We start from the raw sequence: 16,221 nt of genomic DNA, 5'->3' as shown, positions 1-16,221 counted from the left end.
GGGGCGCCCCGGCCTGACCGACCAGTCTCCACCCGCCTCGTTACGCCGACGTTACGCGACCGGCCGGCGCACGTCCCGCCCTGTCGCGGCTCCCGCCCGACCGGCCCGCCCCGCCCGACGGGACGGGCCGCCGCCGTCGTCGCTGTCGCCGCCGGGCTTGCCGCCGCCGTCCGGCAGCGCCCTGCGGCGGTGGCCGCCGTCTCGCCCCCGCCCAGCGTGTCGAGCCCGGACGGCTGGGGCAAGATGAGGGCATGCCCACCCTGCGTCTCGCCCTGTGCCAGGTCAACCCGACCGTCGGCGACCTCGCCGGCAACGCCGGCCTGGTCCGTGACTGGACCCGCCGCGCCGCCGACGCCGGCGCCCAGCTCGTCGCGTTCCCGGAGATGGCGCTGACCGGCTATCCGGTCGAGGACCTGGTCTTCCGGCGGTCCTTCGTCGCCGCGTCGAAGGCCGCGCTGGAGCGGCTCGCCGCCGACCTCGCGGCGGACGGGCTGGGCGAGCTGCCGGTGCTGGTCGGCTACCTGGACGCCGACGGCCCGCCGCAGGTCAGTGGCGACGCCGAGCCGGGTCACGGCGCCCGCAACGCGGCCGCCCTGCTGCACCGGGGCGGCGTCGTGGCCACCTACTTCAAGCACCACCTGCCCAACTACGGGGTCTTCGACGAGGACCGCTACTTCGTCCCCGGCGACGCGCTGACCGTCGTGCGGATCGGCGGGGTGGACGTGGCGCTGACCATCTGCGAGGACCTGTGGCAGGCCGGCGGCCCGTTCGCCGTCGCGCGCCAGGCCGGCGTCGGCCTGGTCCTGAACATCAACGGCTCGCCGTACGAGCTGAACAAGGACGACATCCGGCTGCCGCTGGTGCGCCGCCGGGCCGCCGAGGCCGGGGCGACCATCGCGTACGTCAACATGGTCGGCGGCCAGGACGAGCTGGTCTTCGAGGGCGACTCGATGATCGTGACGGCCGACGGCACGCTGCTCACCCGGGCCCCGCAGTTCGTCGAGCACCTGCTGGTGCACGACGTCGAGCTGCCGCCGGCCGGGGAGCCGACCGACCCCGACCAGGCGCTGGCCGACGACATGCGGGTGGTGCGCGCCGCGGTCGACGCCGTCCCGCCGCCGGCCGGCGGTCCCGTCGCCACCGGCGGCACCATCGCCCCCGTGGCCGACGAGGCCGAGGTGTGGCAGGCGCTCGTGCTCGGCCTGCGCGACTACGTCAACAAGAACCGGTTCCCGTCGGTGGTGCTCGGCCTCTCCGGCGGCATCGACTCGGCGGTGGTGGCCGCGCTGGCCGTCGACGCGCTCGGGCCCGACCGGGTGGTCGGCGTGTCGCTGCCCAGCCAGCACTCCTCGGAGCACAGCCGGGAGGACGCGGCGGAGCTGGCGAAGCGCACCGGGCTGGACTACCGGGTCGAGCCGATCCAGCCGATGGTGGACACCTTCCTGGCGAACATGTCGCTCTCCGGCGTGTCCGTGGAGAACCTCCAGGCGCGGGTCCGCGGGGTGATCCTCATGGCGCTGTCGAACCAGGAGGGCCACCTGGTGCTGACCACCGGCAACAAGAGCGAGCTGGCGGTCGGCTACTCCACCCTCTACGGCGACTCGGTCGGCGGCTTCAACCCCGTCAAGGACGTCTGGAAGACGCTGATCTGGCGGCTCGCGAAGTGGCGCAACGCCGACGCCGCCCGCCGGGGCGAGACCCCGCCGATCCCGGAGAGCTCGATCGGCAAGCCGCCGAGCGCCGAGCTGAGCCCGGGCCAGTTGGACAGCGACACGCTGCCGGACTACGACGTGCTCGACCCGATCCTGATCGGCTACGTCGACGGCGACCTCGGCCGCGACGGGCTGGTCGCGTCCGGCCACGACCCGGCCGTCGTCGACCGGGTGCTGCGGATGGTGGATACCGCCGAGTACAAGCGGCGGCAGTCCGCGCCGGGCACGAAGATCTCGATGAAGGCGTTCGGGCGGGACCGGCGGCTGCCGATCACGAACCGGTGGCGCGAGGACGGCTGAGCCGTGCCGCTCCCGGGCCGGTTCGGCGTCGGCCCGGGAGTGACATCCTCCACTGAGCTCTGCCGCCGGCCGGTCGGGTGGTGCGACGATCGCGGCGGAACCCGGGGACCGCGCACGCGGCCTCGAGGAAGGAGAGAGTCATGGTGGAGTCCACCCCGTCCGAGGTGACCGCCCTCTACGGCGGCCCGGCCACCCGGCGGGTCCGCACCCGCGACCTGATCGCCGCCAAGGAGCGCGGCGAGCGGTGGCCGATGCTCACCTCGTACGACCAGTACACCGCCTCGATCTTCGACCAGGCCGGCATCCCGGTGCTGCTGGTCGGCGACTCGGCGGCGAACAACGTCTTCGGCTACGAGACGACGGTGCCGGTGACCGTCGAGGAACTGCTGCCGCTGGTCCGCGCGGTGGTCCGGGCGACCCGGCACGCGCTGGTCGTCGGCGACCTGCCGTTCGGCTCGTACGAGGAGGGCCCGACGCAGGCGCTGCGCACGGCGGTGCGGTTCATGAAGGAGGGCGGCTGCCACGCCGTGAAGCTGGAGGGCGGCCGGCGCTGCGCGGCGCAGATCGCGGCGATCACCGGTGCCGGCATCCCGGTGATGGCGCACATCGGTTTCACCCCGCAGAGCGAGCACGCCATCGGCGGCTACCGGGTCCAGGGGCGCGGCGACGCGGCCGACGACGTGATCGCCGACGCCCGCGCCGTGGCCGAGGCGGGCGCGTTCGCCGTGGTGCTGGAGATGGTGCCCGGCGAGGTGGCCAAGCGGATCACGGCGGAGCTGCCGATCCCGACCGTCGGCATCGGCGCCGGCCCGGACACCGACGCCCAGGTGCTGGTCTGGCAGGACATGGCCGGCCTGCGCGCCGGCAAGGCACCCCGTTTCGTGAAGCGCTACGCCGACCTGGCCGGGACCCTCGCCGACGCGACCCGGCGCTTCGCCGACGAGGTCCGCGGCGGCGACTTCCCCGCCGCCGAGCACACCTTCTGACGCCGGTCAGCCGGTCCGGCGGCCGTACGCGCCGCCGGACCGTGCCCGGCGGAGATCACTGCTGGACGTCGTGGGGGCGCCACGCAGAGCCCGGCCGTCATCGAGGGCACAGTGGAGGGTCGCTGCCCGGGCGGACCGACACCGCTTCGCGGTCCCGGCGGGGCTGGCCCGCCCCGCCCGGCGTCAGAGGTCGGTGACCCGGATGCCGGCGTGCGCCTTGTATCGCTTGTTGATGGCGATCAGGTTGGCCGTGAACGCCTCGATCTGGTGGGCGTTGCGCAGCCGACCGGCGTAGATGCCGCGCATGCCGGGGATCCGGGCGGCGAGCGCGGCGACCACGCCGACCAGCTCCCGGTCCTCGGTGCAGATCAGCACGTCGAGGTCGATCCGGTCGATCTCCGGGTCGGCCAGCAGCGGCGCGCTGACGTGGTTGAAGGCGGCGCAGACCCGGGAGTCGGGCAGCAGCCCGGCGGCCTGCTGGACGGCGCTGCCCTCCGGCACCGCGAGCGCGTACGGGCCCTGCTTGTCGAAGCCGAGCGGGTTGACGCAGTCGATGACGATCTTGCCGGCGAGGGGCCCGGCGAGCGCGGCGACGGTGGCCGCGTGCCCGTCCCACGGCACCGCGATGACGACCACGTCGCTGAGCCGGGCCACCTCCTCGTTGCCGGCACCGGCGACCTCGGCCCCGGCCGGAACGCCGGGCAGCGCCGCGATCTCGTGGGCGGACTGCGCGGCCCGCTCGGCGGACCGGGAGCCGATCAGCACCTTCTGGCCGGCCCGGGCGAACCGGTAGGCGAGGCCCCGCCCCTGGTCGCCGGTGCCGCCGATGATGCCGACGGTCAGCCCGGACACGTCGGGCAGGGTGCTCGCGTCGTAAGCCATGTCGCCATCCTCGCAAACCCGCCCCACCGGCAGCAGCGGCCGGCGCTGTGACAAACCCCGCTGCGCCCGACGTCGCCGGCCCTGTCGGGGCGGGCAGGTCGGGTCAGGCCCGCTCGAAGGCGACCGAGCGGGCGACCGGGTCGGCGGTGACCAGCCGGACCCGGATCCGCTCCCCCAGCGGCAGCTCGCCCAGGCAGCGGGCCCGCACCGGCGGGTCGTCCAGCGCCACCGTGCCGCCGGGCCGGCGACCCGGGCGGGCCCGGCCGTCCGGGGCCGCGTCGACGTCCAGCACCGCCGCGTCGAAGGTCTCCCCCACCCGGTGCTGGAGCAGCACCGCCTCGGCCAGCTCGATCGCGCCCCGGGTGGCCGCCGAGGCCGTCCGGTCGGTGGCGGCCATCACCTCGGGCAGCCGGGGCAGCGCCGCGCGGGCCCAGTCGGGCACCGGCCGGCCCTCGTGCAGGGCCAGGCAGACCTCCGTGGCGTACCGGTCGGCCAGGCGCCGCAACGGCGCGGTGACATGGGCGTACGCTGCCGCGACCCCGCCGTGCTCCCGCTGCTCCGGCGGCGCGCCGTCGAAGGCGGTGTACGCGGCGCCGCGCATCAGCTCGGCCGCCTGGTCGACGAAGGCCGCCGCCCGGGACTGCGACGGGTCCAGCCCGGCGATCACCTCGCCGGGGCCGGCCCCGTCGGGCCAGTGCACGCCCAGCGGGGCGGCGGCGGCCCGCAGCCGCGCCACCGCCTCGGGCTTCGGCGCCGGCATCGTGCGCAGCAGGCCGATCCGCCCGGCCAGCATGATGTCGGCGGCGGCCATCCCGGTCAACAGGGAGATCTGGGCGTTGTGCTCCTCCATCGGCACCGGCCCGCGCAGCACCAGCCGCCAGCCGTCGCCGTCGGCCTCCACGTCCTGCTCGGGCAGGGGCAGGTTGATCGCGCCCCGGCGCAGGCCGCGGGCGGTGAGCAGGGCCCCGATCTCGGGCAGCAGGGCGATCGGGTCGGGCAGCCGGCCGGCGTCGGCGGCCGCTTGGACGCCGACGTAGTCCAGCTGGGCCCGGCTGCGGACCAGCGCCCGCTCCAGCGCGACCCCGACGGTGCCGCCGTCGGAGTCGAGGTCGACGGTCCACACCACGGCGGCGCGGTCGACGGCCGGCAGGAGGCTCGCCGCGCCCTCGCTGAGGGTCTCGGGGTGCAGCGGCACGGTCCCGTCGGGCAGGTAGACGGTCTGCCCGCGCCGCCAGGTCTCCTCCTCCAGCGCGCCGCCGGGGCGCACGTGCGCGGCCACGTCGGCGATCGCGTACGTCACCCGGTAGCCGCCGCCGGCGCGGCGGGCGAGGTGCATCGCCTGGTCGAGGTCGCGCGAGCCGGCGGGGTCGACGGTGACGAACGGGATGTCGGTGCGGTCGACGGCCGGCCGGGGCGGCGCCGCCGCCGCGTCGTCGGCCTCGCGCTGCGCCGCGGCCGGGAAACCCTCGGGCAGTCCCAGCTCGCGGCGCAGCGCGCCGAAGTCGATGCGGGGCGCGAGTACGCGTCGGATCACCACGGGGTCAATCCTGACAGTGTGGCGGATGATCCGCTTCCCGGCACGCGCCGCGAGCCGCGACGCCGGGATCAGCCGGTCGTCTTGCGCGCGCCCGCCCTCCCGGCGCGGGGCGCGGTGGCGCGGGCAGCGGTGACGCGGGCGGCGGTGGCCCGGGCCGGCGCCTTGCGCGCGGTGACCGTGACCGTCTTGGCCGGCGCCTTGGCGGCGGTGGTCCGCTTCGCCGGGACCTTCTTCACGGCCGCCTTGCGGGCGGTGGCCGACGACGTCGCGGTCGCCTTCTTCGCCGGGGCCTTCTTCGCCGCCGCCTTGCGGGCACCGCCGGTGGGCCGGGTCGCGGCCGTCGTGCGGGCCGCCGTCGTCTTCGTGGCGGGGGCCTTCCTGGCCGGGGCCTTCGCCGCCGTGGCGGTCTTCCTCGCCGCCGTCGTGGTGGTCTTCTTCGCCACCGAGGTGACCTTGCGGGCGGCGGCGCCCGTCCTGGCGGGAGCCTTCTTCGCCGGCGCGGTGGTCTTCTTCGCCGCGGTGGCGGCCTTCGTCGCCGCCTTCTTCGCCGGGGCCTTCTTCGCCGCGGCCGTCGTCCGCTTCGCCGCCGCCGTCGTCGTCCGCTTCGCCGCGGTGGGCGCCTTCTTCGCCGCGGCAGCGGTGGTCTTCTTCGCGGCGGCCGTGGTCTTCTTCGCCGTGGTGGCGGCCTTCGTCGCCGCCTTCTTCGCGGGGGCCTTCCTCGCCGCGGTGGCCGTCGTCTTCTTCGCGGCGGCCGTGGTCTTCTTCGCGGGGGCCCGCCCGGCGCCGCCGGCGGCCTTGCTGGCCGGCGCCTTCTTCGCCGCGGTGGTCGGCCGCGCGGTCCGGGTCGCGCCCGCGGAGCGCTCCGCCGCGGCGGTCTTCCTGGCGGGCGTACGTCTGGCGGCCGGGCGGGTGGTGGCCTGCTGTGCTTCGGCCATCTCGGTTCCCTCCTTGGGGACGTGCTCTCGCCCTCGCGGAGCACGGGGTACCTCGACGCGGGCCGTCCCGCGCCGCCTATCTGTCCTCCCCGGCCCAGCGGGCGTCCTCGGCGTCCCACGCTTCGTTGCGCTCCCGCACCAACTGCAGGGCGTTCTCCGCGTCGGCGGCTGAGGCGTACGGCCCGAGAACGTGCTTGGCGGGGCACACGTCGGCATCGGTCTCGACCCGGTGGTGGCGGGTGCACCAGTAGTAGTGCGCACCGCTTCCGCTGTCGCTCATGGGATCACTGTGCACCGCGAACCACCCGCCCGCCACCGGAACACCACAAGTCGCCGGCCTTCTCCACAGTAGACGTGGCTCCGGCCGCGGGGGCGGGAACTGCGAAAACAGGGCGTTCGGGCCCTTCGGGGCCACCCAACGGGGCCCCGACGGGGCAGCCGCGGGCGCGCCGCTGTCGCACAATCCCCCCGTGCGACGCGGGGGAGGAACATCGGTGTGGCTGCGGCGCGGGCTGGCCGTCACAGTGCTGGCGGCCGTGCTGGCGACGATCGGTGTGGTCGCCGGGCTGCCGCTGCTGCGGGACCGGTCGCAGCAGCGGCTGGAGCAGCGGACGGAGCGGGAGGTGACCGCGACCGCGCAGCTCGTCCGCGCACGGCTGCTCGCCGACCCCGGGGCAGGGGAGTCGACGCTGCGGCAGGCGGCCGGCTCGGTGGCCGGGGTCGAGGTACTGACGGTGCGCAGCGACGGGCCGGCGTCCGCCCCGGCGGTCCGGCTGGTGTTCCGGGTCCGGGTGACCAAGACGGCGGCGTCCGTCTTCGGCTGGCAGCAGGCCGACGCGTCGGCCTGCTTCGCGCAGGTCGTGCACGCCGAGGCCGGCCCGGCCGCCCTCGAACGGCTGTCCTGCCCGGACTGACCCGCCCGCACGCCGCAGGTGCGGTCAACGCCGCCGCCCGACGGCACCCGGGGCGGGCATCGGCTGAACAGCCGGTTCCGGTGGACGGTGACCGTCGGCAGGATCGGGCGTCGTGATCGACACGACGTCCGGCACGCGGACGTGCCCCGGATGCGGCGCCGCCACGGTGTCGCTGGCCGAGGCCGTCCCCTGGTGCGCCAGCTGCGAGTGGAACCTCGACGCGTACGACGGCCGGCGGCGTGACCGCGAGTTCGGCTGGGCGTGGGTGGACCGGTGGACCTACCGGCTCGCGTTCCGGATGACCCGCAGCCAGTACGCCCGCCTGGTCGGACGCCCGCTCGGCGCGAACGGGCGGGGTGGCGCCGCGCTGCTGACCGCGGCGGCGTCGCTGGTGCTGATCGGCGCGGTGGTCGCGCTCGCGGTCACCGGGGTCCTGCTGGTCGTGGCGTTCCCCTTCCCGAGCCTGTCCGTACTGCTCGGTGTGGCGCTGCTCGGCCTGGCCGTCGCGCTGCGGCCCCGGTTCGGCCGGCTCGACCCGGACCTGGAGGTGCTCAACCGGGAGCGGGCGCCGGAGCTGCACGCCCTCGTCGACGAGGTGGCGGCGGCGGTGGGCGCGCCCGTCCCGGACGTCGTCGGGGTGGACGGCGACCTGAACGCGTACGCGGGTCTGGTCGGGGTGCGCAGGCGGCGGGTGCTCTGCCTGGGGCTGCCGTTCTTCGGCGTGCTCGGCCCGCAGGAGCGGGTGGCGCTGCTCGGCCACGAGCTGGGTCACTTCGTCAACGGCGACCCCCGCCGGATGTTGCTCAGCCAGCCCGCCTTCACCATGCTCGGCTCGGCGGCGGACCTGGTCCGACCGGTGGACACCGTGTCCTCCGGCGGTCTGGTGGAGATGGCCGGCGAGGCGCTGGGCAAGGCGTTCGGCTGGGTGCTGTCCCGGCTGCTGTTCGGCGCGCACCTGGTCCTGGTCGGCATCGCGCTGCGGGACAGCCAGCGCGCCGAGTACCTGGCCGACGAGATGTCTGCCCGGGCCGCCGGGACGGCGGGCGCGGTCGGCCTGCTGGACGTGATGCTCGCGATGGAGTCGACGGCGCTCGCCGTACGCCGGGAGTCGCGGGCCGGGCACGGCGCGGACCGGTGGCGGACGGCGGCGGCCGAGGCCCGCGCGGCGGCCGAGGAGCGGCTGCCGCTGCTGCGCCAGCTCTCCGTCCGCGACGAGGTGTCGCTCTTCTCCTCGCACCCGCCCGCCGGGCTGCGGCGGCGGATGCTGGAGAGCCGGCCCGCGCACGAGGCGACGGTGGTGCTCACCGAGGACCGGATGGCGCGCATCGACGCCGAGCTGGCGAAGGAGTACGCCCGGGTCGCCCGGGAGATCAGCTGGGCGGGGTGACGCGGGGCGGGCCGCCGGCCGGAATGCGGGTTAGGGTCGCCGGGTGGGCGCATCGGACTACATCCTGCGGATCCGGGAGCACGTCGGCCACAGCCTGCTCTGGTTGCCGAGCGTCAGCGCGGTGGTCCGCAACGACGCCGGCGAGCTGCTGCTCGGCAAGCGCGCCGACGACGGGCGCTGGTCGGTGGTCAGCGGCGTCGTCGAGCCCGGCGAGCAGCCGGCCACGGCCGTGGTCCGCGAGGTGCGGGAGGAGACCGGCCTGCACGTGGAGCCGGTGCGGCTGAGCAGCGTCCTCACCCACCCGCACACCTATCCCAACGGCGACCGCTGCGAGTACCTGAACCTCGGCTTCGAGTGCCGGCTGCTGACCGGCACCGCCCGGGTCAACGACGACGAGTCGGTGTCCGTGGAGTGGTTCCCGCCGCACCGGCTGCCCGAACTGGACCGGCACGCCCGGCTGGTCCTCGCGTACGCCCTCGGTGCCGAGCAGGCCGCCTGGTTCCTGCCCGCCGGCACGGTGTGGACCGAGTCCGATGACTGACCTCGACCCGGCCGTGCGCCGCTACCTCGCCGACCTGGTCGCCGCCGCCCGCGACGTCCTCGGCGACGACCTCGTCGGGGCGTACGCGGCCGGCTCGGTGGGGCTGGGCGCGTACCAGCCGGGGCGCAGCGACGTCGACGTGGCGCTGGTCTGCGCGGACGCCCTCGACCTGGCGCGCAGGCACGAACTGGTGGCGCGGCTGCGGCACGAGGCCCTGCCGTGCCCCGCGCGCGGGCTGGAACTGGTCGTCTACCGCCGGGCGGTCGCCGCCTCCGGCACGCCGGAGCCCGGTTTCGAGGTCGAGCTGAACACCGGAGCGCGGATGGCGTTCCGGGCCACCTGGGCCGCCGCCGACCGGCCGGCCGGGGACGGCCTGTTCTGGTACGGCCTGGACCGCAGCATCCTGCACCAGTGCGGGCACGCCCTGCTCGGGCCGCCGGCCGCCGAGACCTTCGCCGACCTCTCCCCCGCCGACCTGCGCCGCCTGCTGACGGACGCGCTGCGCTGGTGGCTGGCCCTGCCGACCCCGCCGGGCGACGGTCCCGCCCCCGGGGCCGAGGACGCGGTGCTCGGCGCCTGCCGGTCCCTGGTGAAGGTCCGCCACGGCGTCTGGCTGTCGAAGGCCGACGCCGGCCGCCGGCTGATCGCCGACGGCTGGCCGGCGGACCCGACCGCCGGAGCCTGGCCGAACGACCCCGCCGTCGGCCCGGCCGCCGCTCCGGCCCGCGACGGCGGGCCCGCCGACCTGGTCGCGCGGTCGATCGCCGCGCGGGCGGGCGGGCCGCCGCCGAGCGGGCCGGAGGCACGGGCCTTCCAGCGCCGCGTCCTGGCCGAGATCAGCGGCTGACCGGCTCCACCGGGATCCACAGCTCCGCCTCCGCCTCGGCGCCGTCCGCCGAGATCCGGGTACGGGAGATCTCCGGCCCCGGCCGGCTGCGGTACGGGTTGGACGGGAACCACTGGGTGAACACGTCCCGCCACAGGTACTGCACCGCCTGCGGGAACGCCCCGGAGGTCTCGAAGACCGCCCAGATGCCCGCCGGCACCGTGACCGCGTCCAGGTCCTCCGGCGCGTCGGCGCCCGTCACCACGCCGTGCCAGTAGTCCAGCTCGGTGCCCTCCGCGCGGCCGTCGGCCACGTTGTCGCTGACGTTGACGATGCCCTGCGGCTCCTGGTCGGACAGTGCCTCGATCCGGCGTACCGTCTCCGGGTCGATGCCCCTGACGAAGGCGACGATCGCCGGGTTCATCCCCTCGTGCACGAGCGGTACCCGCGCCTTGCGGCCCACCAGCCGGAACTCCTCCTTGCGTACGATCCGGTATCGCATGCTGCTGCTCCCTTCGACGACGAGTCGGAAGGACATCCGGGGCTGGGAGCGCAACGCCGCCCCCGTACGCCGGGCCTCGCCGGGCCCCACGCCGTGCACGGCCTGGAACGCCCGGGCGAACGCCTCGGTGGAGCTGTAGCCGTAGCGGACGGCGATGTCGAGCAGCGTCCGCTCCCCCGCCAGCACCTCCGCGCCCGCGACCGTGAGCCGCCGGCGGCGGATGTACTCGGACAGGCCGACGCCCGCCAGCGCGGAGAAGATCCGCCGGAAGTGGTACTCCGACGTCACCGCGATCCGCGCCAGCTCGGCCACCTCGATCGGCTGGTCGAGGTGCCGCTCGATGTGCTCCATGGCCTGGTTGAGCCGTTCCAGCACCCGGTTCTCCTTCCCTTTTCCCAGCAGCAACGCTAGGCGCGCGGGAGGGTGCCCGACCCGACATGCTGTGCCCGGTGCGGTCGGGTGAGCGCCGTCAGGGCCAGGACGGTGTGGGGGCGAGGAGGGTGGGTCGCCGTCGGCGGCTCGTCGCGAGGGCCGGCAGGCGCGGTGCGGGCCCGATGATCGTCGTCCCGGCCCCGGCCGTGGTGCAGACAGGAAACTCCGGGCACCGGATGCCGATGCCCGGAGTTCCTACCGTACCGGTCAGACCTGGGCGCCCGCCCTGCGGCGGATCCGGCTGGCCCCGATCAGGAGACCGCCGGCGGCCAGCAGGCCGCCCGCCAGGGAGAGAGCCGGAGCGGTGTTGTCGCCGGTGACCGGCAACTCCTTGTCGTCGTCCTTACCGTCGTCCTTGCCGTCGTGCCGGTGGTCGTACTTGCCCCCGCGGATGCAGACGGTGACGGTGACCGGGTCGGAGACCACCTTCCTGCCGTAGTAGGTGCCGGTCGCCCGGGCCGTGTTGACCACCTTGCCGGCCTTCACGTCGTCCTTGTCGACCACGTACGGCTTGTCGGCGTGGCAGTCGGTCTTCGTGCCGGGCGCCAGCGTATTGCTGTTGCACACCACCTTGCCGGCGGTCGGGTCCTCGACGCCGACGTTGGTGATGGTGGCCGTGCCGGTGTTTTCCACCCGGTAGGTGTAGAAAATCTTGTCGCCCTTGGCGGCATAGCCGTCGTTCTCACACTTCTTGCTGCAGTCCGACTCGACCCGGGCCTTCTTGTCAATCGACAGGCTGACCTGCTGCGGCCTGGTGTGGACGGTGAACGTCGCCTCGTTGGACTCCACCTCCTGCCTGTCGAACCATCCACTCGCCCGGGCGGTGTTGACGATCTTGCCGTCCTTCACGTCGGCCTTCGTGACGGTGTACGTGCCGGTGCAGGTGGTGCTCTCCTTGGGCTTGAGCGATGTGTCTTCGCAGGTGATGTCGGCGACCGTGTCGTCGTCGACGCTGATGTACGTGATCGGGCGCTTCGTACCCTTGCTCTTGTTCGTCACCGTATAGGTGTAGATGATCTCGTCACCGGCCTTGACGTCCTTTGCCGGGTCCGCGGTCTTGGTCAGGTGCAGCTTCGGGTCCGACGACGGCACGTGCCCCTGGTCGGCCGGGGCCGCGGCGGCCGGCGAGCCACTCGCGAGCAGCAGGGCACCCGACAGCAGCGCGAACGCGGTCAGCGGCGCGTAGATGCCGCCCCGTCTGCGCGGCGTGGAGGTCTTCCTCATGTAATCCCCCGTGGTATGGATGGTTGACACCGGGGGCAACGAGGAGCAAAAGGGCACGTCACGCCAGACTGCCCGGAATCCCTCACAAGGTGGAATTGCATCATTTTCGTCTCGCGGGCAACCAGGCGGTGACGCTTCTGGTCGCCGGAGGAGGCGTCGTCGCGCGCCGAAGGTCGATGCGGTTCCGCACGACAGTGCGCGTGCGTTGGTCAGGCAGCGAGCACGGCCAGGCCGCCGCGCTGCTCACCGTGCAGCCCGCCGGCGGCGGGGTGCGAGGCCAACATGTCGGGCCTGCCGGGCGACAGCCCGGCTACCCGGGTGACCCCCTGACGAACCGGGCGCCCCAGGGGCGTCAAGGCGCCTCCGGGGCGTCGAACGCGGACCAATGATGACCACCAACACCCATAGGCAGCCTGACATACGCGCAGGTCGCAGCCTTGATCGAGGCTGCGACCTGGTGGGCGACGGACGAGTCGACCTGTACGCCGGATTATGGCTGCGCCACCCCCACTGACCAGGGGCGGAGCCCTGGCGAAGGCCGCTGCAGGCCGTCGCCAGGCCGTCCGCCGCGCCGTCAAGGGTCGTGAGGTGCAACCACTTGTAGCCTCGGGGAAGCGATCGACAGCGCGTTCGCTCTACTCACCGCCAAGAAGCACCTAGAGTTCATAAAGCCGCCGATACTGACTGCTTGGACGTTGCGGCTTATCTGACTTTCGAAGATTACACATCTCACAGAGCAACTGCAGGTTAGTGATATCGTTCAACCCACCACGAGCGAGCGGGACAACGTGATCGAATTGCTCTTTTGGCAAGGCATCCAGGAGCCCAGAAAGATCAGTTCCGCAATGGGCACAGTGGCCACGATCTCGGAAAAATACGGCGCGCTTAGCCCACTTCGGTGGCGGCTCACGCTTGAGCCGGCCAGCCCCTTCAAATAAAGCGGCAATCTCCGGAAATTCATCCAGTTGATCGCGATCCATATCCCGCACGTACATCGCTATGCACTCGTTGATTCCAGCCAGCGCAACACGGTTGAAGAACATCGTATGGAAGACCTCGTCCGCGATCTGCGCCTGCAGGTCATCGTAGTTTTGACTGAGGCGCACCTCGTTCATGAAGTAGTCATAGCACGCATTCTCGACCTCATCCGACTCCACCCATTTGCTTACATTGTCCCCAACCTTGACCATCTCCCCGCCATACGAAGGGATCTCGAATGGCCGATCACTACTAATCCCGTAAGCCCTTAACGCAAGATCGACTGGCAAGTAGCGGCGACGCTCCAGCTTTCCGCCATCAAGCAAGACATCCTCGACTACATAGGGTCCGCCCGTGTCCTCGACGAAAATTTCATCGGAGATCCACCTCGCAAACTTGTGAAGTACGGTTTCCTTCTGCCATTTGGGCAACAAGTCAAAAACCGCGTCATCAACGGTAATTCCCTCCAGTTCGCGTAGATAAGCTATCGGATCCGCTGCTATGGCAGAGATCCTAGAGGCAATTTGGTAGGTTCGAAAATAGCCATGCGTAAGCCATTGCTTGCGACTGCGCCTTCGCATCGATCTCATTAGCGACTTTCCGTCTCTTTGGCACTGTTTACCGCCGGATTCTGCCTGGGATTGGCGGAATCGGCACTGTCGGTTGAGCGACACGTCGTGCCGCCAAGCTCAAAGAGCCAGCTCAGGATCGCTGACCAAGAGGATCGAACAGGGCATCTATCGCGTTCCGGGTGCGTTCCTCGCTGGCCGGCATCAGGTGCGTGTATACCCGGAGCGTGAAGCCGGGGTCAGCGTGCCCGAGGTACGACGCGAGGGCCTTGATGCTCTCCCCCGCGTCGAGCAGCGACGAGGCGCAGAAGTGGCGCAGAAGTGGCGCAGCGCGTGCATCCCCGTCGCCCTGGTCGGCGTGATGCCTGCCGCCACGACAGCCCGGTCGCGCGCAGCGAGTACGCCATCCGACCGTTGTTCGACACGTACGGCGTGTCCGTCATGCCCTCGAACTCGACCGCCTCGAACGGAGCGCCCGTCGGCGGAACCGGCTGGTAGTCCGCCGAGATCTTCACCGTCGTCTCCCGCGACCGCTTCCCGAGTTCCGGGTCCAGGTCCATCACCCGGACCTGCCACACCCGCTGGCCGGTCAGCTTGTCCTTCGCGGGCGAGCGTCGCCCCGTCTTCTCGTCGTAGTCCTCCACCTCGCCCAGCGACTCAGGCACCAACGCACCCCGCCGGGAACACGTCCTCACAACGCACGGCGAACCTCGTACCGCCACGCAGAGCCATAGCTCAACCTCCCGCCTTCACCTGACTAACCTGACTAGCCAGGCGGTGTGGATCACAGGTAGGCCGGCTTGGCTAGTCATGTCAACGACAGTGTCGAAACTTTCCTAGCCTGGCTAGTCAGCGGTACCGTCCCTTCATGGCTCTTGACCCAGACGACCCGCGCACGCCGTCGCAACAGATCGCGGCCACACTTCGCGCAGAGATCAAGACAGGGAAGTTCGCGCCGGGCGAGAAGTTGCCGTCGCAACACGACCTCGTCGAGCGGTTCAGCGTCGCCCGCGAGACGATCAAGGCAGCGCTACGGAAGCTGCAAGATGAGCGGCTGATCGTCACCCGTCAGGGCAGCGGCACTTTCGTCCGCGCCAACACGGAACGCCCGGTCGGACTCCGGCCGCACATCGAACGAGCCTTCGAGGCCACGAACGTCACCATCGACTTCGCCGGTTTCTCCGGAGAGACGATGTACAACGCGATCCAGGAGACCTTGGACAAGGTCCGCATCGGGCGCCTCACCCCCGAGTCGATCCGGGTACGCGTCCTGATCTCCGACATGACCTCACCGATGGCGATCCCCTGCCGCGCCGAGGACCAGGCCGACGACCCCGGCATCCGCGCCCGAGCCCGCCGCATCACGGACCGCTCAATCCACGCCCTCACCGACGCCGTCCAGGAACTTGCCGACCTCGGATTGGTCAAGACCGCCACCACCGAGGTACGCGTCCACAGGGCCGCCCCGCTGTTCAAGCTCTTCATCATCAACGAGCAGGAAGCCTTCTTCGGCTTCTACCCGGTCGTCGAGCACACCGTCTCCGTCGAGGGCAAGCCGATGGCGATCTACGACGCGATGGGCAAGGACGCGATCCTCTTCCCGTTCACGCCCAGCGACGAGGACGCCAGCAATGACGCCCTCTACGTCGAGCAGGCCCGCGCCTGGTTCGACAGCATGTGGGGCACCATCGCCCGCGAGTACGCGTCGTGACCGCCGCCGACCTGGCCAAGGTGATCGACCGCGCACGCGTGATCCTGCTCGACTTCGACGGCCCCGTGTGCAGCATCTTCGCCCAACACTCCGCGTCGACCGTCGCCCATGCGCTGCGCCGGCTGCTCGTCGACCAGGCCGCCACCCTGCCGCCCGAGATCCTGGCCGAACGCGACCCGCTCGCCGTGCTCCGCTTCACCGCCACCCTCGGGCGCCCCGCCGTCGTCCGCCTGGTCGACGAGGCCATGACCCGCGAGGAAGTCACCGCGGCCCGCACCGCCGAGCCGACTCCATTCGGCCGGGAAGTCATCGTCGCCGCCCACCAGACAGGCCGCCGGATCGCCGTGGTGTCCAACAACTCGGCCGCCTCCATCCACGCCTACCTGAGCGCCCGACGCCTCACCTCGTACGTGCACCCGGTAATCGGTCGCCCCGAGGCCGCTCCCGAGCGGATGAAGCCGGACCCCTTCCCAGTGCTGGCAGCCATGCGGGACCTGGGCGCAAAGCCAGCGGAATGCGTCCTGGTCGGTGACTCGGTCAGCGACATCGAGGCCGCCCACGCCGCCGGAGTCGCCGCCATCGGATACGCCAACAAGCGCGGCAAGCGCGAGCGGTTCGCCGCCGCCGATGTCGTGATCGACAGCATGGCCGAACTGGTGACCGCCTTCGCCGTCGACGAGCTGTAGCACCACACTTCGCGCACGAGCGCCCCGGGAGATCATCACCGGGGCGTTTCTCGTGTCGTCAGTTCACCCCCGGCCCGGGGCCCGGTGGAGCCACCCTGG

15 protein-coding genes and 2 pseudogenes are annotated in these 16,221 nt (G+C 72.4%); 8 read left to right on the top strand and 9 right to left on the bottom strand.

The window, feature by feature from the left end; translation table 11 throughout:
* Positions 1-251 precede the first annotated feature (251 nt).
* Positions 252-2,012: an NAD+ synthase gene (locus tag ACZ6O2_RS05150; protein ID WP_350707836.1), complete on the top strand. Its 1,761-nt coding sequence runs from the start codon at positions 252-254 to the stop codon at positions 2,010-2,012.
* 140 nt (positions 2,013-2,152) lie between these two features.
* A complete protein-coding gene (gene panB / locus ACZ6O2_RS05145) occupies positions 2,153-2,998 on the top strand; it encodes a 3-methyl-2-oxobutanoate hydroxymethyltransferase (RefSeq protein WP_466022065.1) in 846 nt (281 codons plus the stop codon).
* A 183-nt stretch (positions 2,999-3,181) separates the two neighbouring features.
* Here the strand turns inward: panB and npdG are convergent, their stop codons facing one another.
* The 4 genes from npdG to ACZ6O2_RS05125 form a co-directional block, all read right to left on the bottom strand.
* Complete coding sequence (gene npdG / locus ACZ6O2_RS05140; RefSeq protein ID WP_350707832.1) at positions 3,182-3,880, bottom strand: NADPH-dependent F420 reductase; 699 nt, start codon at positions 3,878-3,880, stop codon at positions 3,182-3,184.
* 103 nt (positions 3,881-3,983) lie between these two features.
* The gene (locus tag ACZ6O2_RS05135; protein WP_466022064.1) at positions 3,984-5,417 is read right to left on the bottom strand and encodes an RNB domain-containing ribonuclease; all 1,434 of its coding nucleotides are present in this window, start codon (positions 5,415-5,417) and stop codon (positions 3,984-3,986) included.
* A gap of 68 nt (positions 5,418-5,485) precedes the next feature.
* Positions 5,486-6,352: a histone gene (locus ACZ6O2_RS05130; RefSeq protein WP_466022063.1), complete on the bottom strand. Its 867-nt coding sequence runs from the start codon at positions 6,350-6,352 to the stop codon at positions 5,486-5,488.
* A gap of 76 nt (positions 6,353-6,428) precedes the next feature.
* Positions 6,429-6,632: a hypothetical protein gene (locus tag ACZ6O2_RS05125; RefSeq protein WP_350707829.1), complete on the bottom strand. Its 204-nt coding sequence runs from the start codon at positions 6,630-6,632 to the stop codon at positions 6,429-6,431.
* Positions 6,633-6,846: 214 nt separating this feature from the next.
* On the opposite strand from ACZ6O2_RS05125, the gene ACZ6O2_RS05120 reads away from it, so the two are divergent.
* The 4 genes from ACZ6O2_RS05120 to ACZ6O2_RS05105 all read left to right on the top strand — a co-directional run bounded on the left by ACZ6O2_RS05120 (position 6,847) and on the right by ACZ6O2_RS05105 (position 10,041).
* Complete coding sequence (locus ACZ6O2_RS05120; protein ID WP_466022062.1) at positions 6,847-7,266, top strand: hypothetical protein; 420 nt, start codon at positions 6,847-6,849, stop codon at positions 7,264-7,266.
* Between the two features lie 112 nt (positions 7,267-7,378).
* Positions 7,379-8,653: a M48 family metallopeptidase gene (locus ACZ6O2_RS05115; protein ID WP_466022061.1), complete on the top strand. Its 1,275-nt coding sequence runs from the start codon at positions 7,379-7,381 to the stop codon at positions 8,651-8,653.
* Between the two features lie 43 nt (positions 8,654-8,696).
* Positions 8,697-9,194, top strand: a complete 498-nt coding sequence (locus ACZ6O2_RS05110) for an NUDIX hydrolase (protein WP_466022060.1) — start codon at positions 8,697-8,699, stop codon at positions 9,192-9,194.
* Entirely contained in the window at positions 9,187-10,041 is an 855-nt protein-coding gene (locus ACZ6O2_RS05105; protein ID WP_466022059.1) for a nucleotidyltransferase family protein, read from the top strand. Before ACZ6O2_RS05110 ends, ACZ6O2_RS05105 begins: the two co-directional genes overlap by 8 nt.
* Here ACZ6O2_RS05105 and ACZ6O2_RS05100 read toward each other — a convergent pair.
* The 5 genes and pseudogenes from ACZ6O2_RS05100 to ACZ6O2_RS05080 all read right to left on the bottom strand — a co-directional run.
* On the bottom strand, positions 10,031-10,897 hold the full coding sequence (locus ACZ6O2_RS05100; protein ID WP_466022058.1) for an AraC family transcriptional regulator: 867 nt from the start codon (positions 10,895-10,897) through the stop codon (positions 10,031-10,033). The two genes, ACZ6O2_RS05105 and ACZ6O2_RS05100, sit on opposite strands and share 11 nt — an antisense overlap.
* Before the next feature lie 264 nt (positions 10,898-11,161).
* A complete protein-coding gene (locus tag ACZ6O2_RS05095) occupies positions 11,162-12,178 on the bottom strand; it encodes a DUF7507 domain-containing protein (protein WP_466022057.1) in 1,017 nt (338 codons plus the stop codon).
* A 656-nt stretch (positions 12,179-12,834) separates the two neighbouring features.
* Positions 12,835-13,737, bottom strand: coding sequence for an HNH endonuclease (locus tag ACZ6O2_RS05090; RefSeq protein WP_466022056.1), 903 nt, complete (start codon positions 13,735-13,737; stop codon positions 12,835-12,837).
* Positions 13,738-13,858: 121 nt separating this feature from the next.
* A pseudogene (locus ACZ6O2_RS05085) lies at positions 13,859-14,106 on the bottom strand (tyrosine-type recombinase/integrase); the annotation flags it as partial.
* Positions 14,103-14,457, bottom strand: a pseudogene (locus tag ACZ6O2_RS05080) (transcriptional regulator); the annotation flags it as partial. The pseudogenes ACZ6O2_RS05085 and ACZ6O2_RS05080, both read right to left, overlap by 4 nt.
* Before the next feature lie 136 nt (positions 14,458-14,593).
* On the opposite strand from ACZ6O2_RS05080, the gene ACZ6O2_RS05075 reads away from it, so the two are divergent.
* Together ACZ6O2_RS05075 and ACZ6O2_RS05070 are read left to right on the top strand one after the other, a co-directional pair.
* The gene (locus tag ACZ6O2_RS05075; protein ID WP_366641908.1) at positions 14,594-15,436 is read left to right on the top strand and encodes a winged helix-turn-helix domain-containing protein; all 843 of its coding nucleotides are present in this window, start codon (positions 14,594-14,596) and stop codon (positions 15,434-15,436) included.
* Positions 15,433-16,122, top strand: coding sequence for an HAD family hydrolase (locus tag ACZ6O2_RS05070; protein ID WP_466022055.1), 690 nt, complete (start codon positions 15,433-15,435; stop codon positions 16,120-16,122). The genes ACZ6O2_RS05075 and ACZ6O2_RS05070 overlap by 4 nt, the downstream gene beginning before the upstream one ends.
* The last annotated feature ends 99 nt before the right edge of the window (positions 16,123-16,221 follow it).

The organism is Micromonospora sp. NPDC048040 (assembly GCF_055587185.1).
The sequence above is the reverse complement of the archived record's forward strand: the minus strand, read 5'-3'. Positions and strand labels throughout refer to the sequence as shown.